The organism is Amycolatopsis sp. NPDC045836 (assembly GCF_056431745.1).
On sequence record NZ_JBWKKF010000042.1, the window covers coordinates 28,574 to 30,480 of the forward strand.

Consider the following 1,907-nt stretch of genomic DNA (forward strand, 5'->3'; position numbering starts at 1 on the left):
CGTTAACAGCCTCTCCCCACAGACCCCCCCCCCCCCACTCCCCCCCCCCCCCCCCCCCCCCACCCCCACCCCCCCCCCCCCCCCCCCCCCCCCCCCCCCGCTGCGGGTGGCGGAGCAGGGTGTTCAGGTGGCTGGCCGGAGGCCGGTCAGCCACCTGCTGTATCAATTGATCGATGAGGTGGACGTGCAGGCGCGTGCGGCGATCAACTCCGGTCGGCCCGGCCGCCGGGCACCGTGTCCACTGCGGTCACCGCTGCTGTCCCGCGGGCGGCTGGTACGGCATTACTCGGGGCCGCTCCGGTGGGGCGAGTAGCCCGTCGCCGAGCCAGAACGGGGCTTCGGCGGCGAACTGGCGCACGTGCTCGGTGAGCTCGCCGATCTGCTGCTGTCGCTCGGCTGGGCTCACGCGGCTGGTGCTGCCGTCGGGATAGTGCAGGGTGTGGGTGGTGGCGGGGCCGCCGCTGAGCAGCACGGCAGCGACGTGCGGCAGGCCGCTGGGCATGGCGGCGACGAGGTGGTCGCGGGAGAGGGCCACCACGGCGTTAACGACGCGTTTCCAGTCGGCGACCTGGAGCCAGAGGTTACCGCCATCGAGTTCGAAGGTGAGGGTCGCCAGCGGCACGACCTCGCCGCGTACGCGGCCGGGCGCCTCGGTCAGGCATCGGTAGATCCGCCCGCTCTCGGGCTGGGGCAGCGCGGGGAACCGGGGGCGCGGCGTGCACGATCGTGGCGTTGATCAGCGGCGCTTGCGGCGGTCCCTGATACGGCTCGTGCAGGGCCAGGAAGTACACACATCGTGAACGGTCGTGTCGGTGCTTATACAACGCGCCGCAGCGAGGCGGTGGAGGCCGGTACGGCGCGCCCGCCAGGTTCGCCCGGTCAGCGCCGCGAACGTGCACCAGATGCAAATGCGGGAACCAGGCTCAACTTTGAGCGGGAATATTCCTGCAGATCACGACCACGTCGGCGTCAGGCAGCTGGGTGCGCAACTTGGCCACCGCCTGGCAGGCGGGCAGGACTTTCGCCGGGAAACACGCACCACGATGCCGGGATTGCTCCGTGTTGGTGAACGCCGCCAGGCCACGCACTCTCGAACCCGGCACAACCGGCCGGCACCGGGTGCACTGGGCCGGGGTGCGGCCCTGGTGTGGCCAGGCCCGCACCCCGATGACGACCTGATGCTATTTACAGCACCTCGACACTCATCCTGCGGAAACCGTCCCAGGTCCGTGTAGAGCCCGGGACAATCGGCGCCCAAGCGCCCTCGCACTTCAACGATTTCTCGTAAACATAGATTCCTTTATTAGTGTTGTTCTTGATTGTCACTTGGTCGTGATCTGGAATCATGTAACAGCCTTTCGGATTATCGTATTCCGTGCCGTTGATGACGATGTTTCCATCGTCGGCATTAGCGCTGCCTGTACACAGGATCAACGCGGCGGCCATGGTCACAGCTACGGCAGTGAACCGATCTCGCATTATTCTCCCTTTCGCATCTCGACAATGGGCCGTCAGCGACGACCGAACGACAAGCTTCGGATTCCACGACTGGTGCCGGTGATGCCAGTAGCTACGAAAGTCACCCAAAAGAGGGCAAGTGCCGTCTCGACGCTGAGGTTCTAAACGGTCGAAGCAACCAGCACCCCGAGGCCGCCAGGCGGTCACGTAAGGGCACGGCACTGGCCGACTCGCCGCGGAGGGCGTCGCCGACCGTGCCCGGGTCCGCTCGGTTCGACCAAGACCTCCGCAGGATCCGCACCCTCGGAGTATTGATTTAGAGTTCCTAACAAAGTCGTGCGACGTGTCGCCAGTAGATGATGCAGGTGGCCAAGCCGAGGAAGGCTTCGTGGATGTCGTCGCGGCGCTCCCAGCGGATGCGCAGGCGTTTCATGCCGTGGTACCAGGCG

The 1,907-nt window shown here is 66.5% G+C and carries 2 protein-coding genes and 1 pseudogene; all 3 read right to left on the reverse strand.

From position 1 onward, the window contains the following. Nucleotides 1–247 precede the first annotated feature (247 nt). Entirely contained in the window at nucleotides 248–622 is a 375-nt protein-coding gene (locus AC07EG_RS39430; RefSeq protein WP_478258400.1) for a hypothetical protein, read from the reverse strand. A 563-nt stretch (nucleotides 623–1,185) separates the two neighbouring features. Next, nucleotides 1,186–1,446 (reverse strand): hypothetical protein, encoded by a 261-nt coding sequence (locus AC07EG_RS39435; RefSeq protein ID WP_478258401.1) that lies wholly within the window; start codon nucleotides 1,444–1,446, stop codon nucleotides 1,186–1,188. A gap of 337 nt (nucleotides 1,447–1,783) precedes the next feature. Continuing rightward, nucleotides 1,784–1,907: pseudogene (locus AC07EG_RS39440) on the reverse strand (IS5/IS1182 family transposase); the annotation flags it as partial.

Excerpts from the sequence above, each read along its gene's own strand:
- AC07EG_RS39435 (WP_478258401.1), bottom strand. The coding sequence starts at position 1,446 with ATGGCCGCCGCGTTGATCCTGTGTACAGGCAGCGCTAATGCCGACGAT.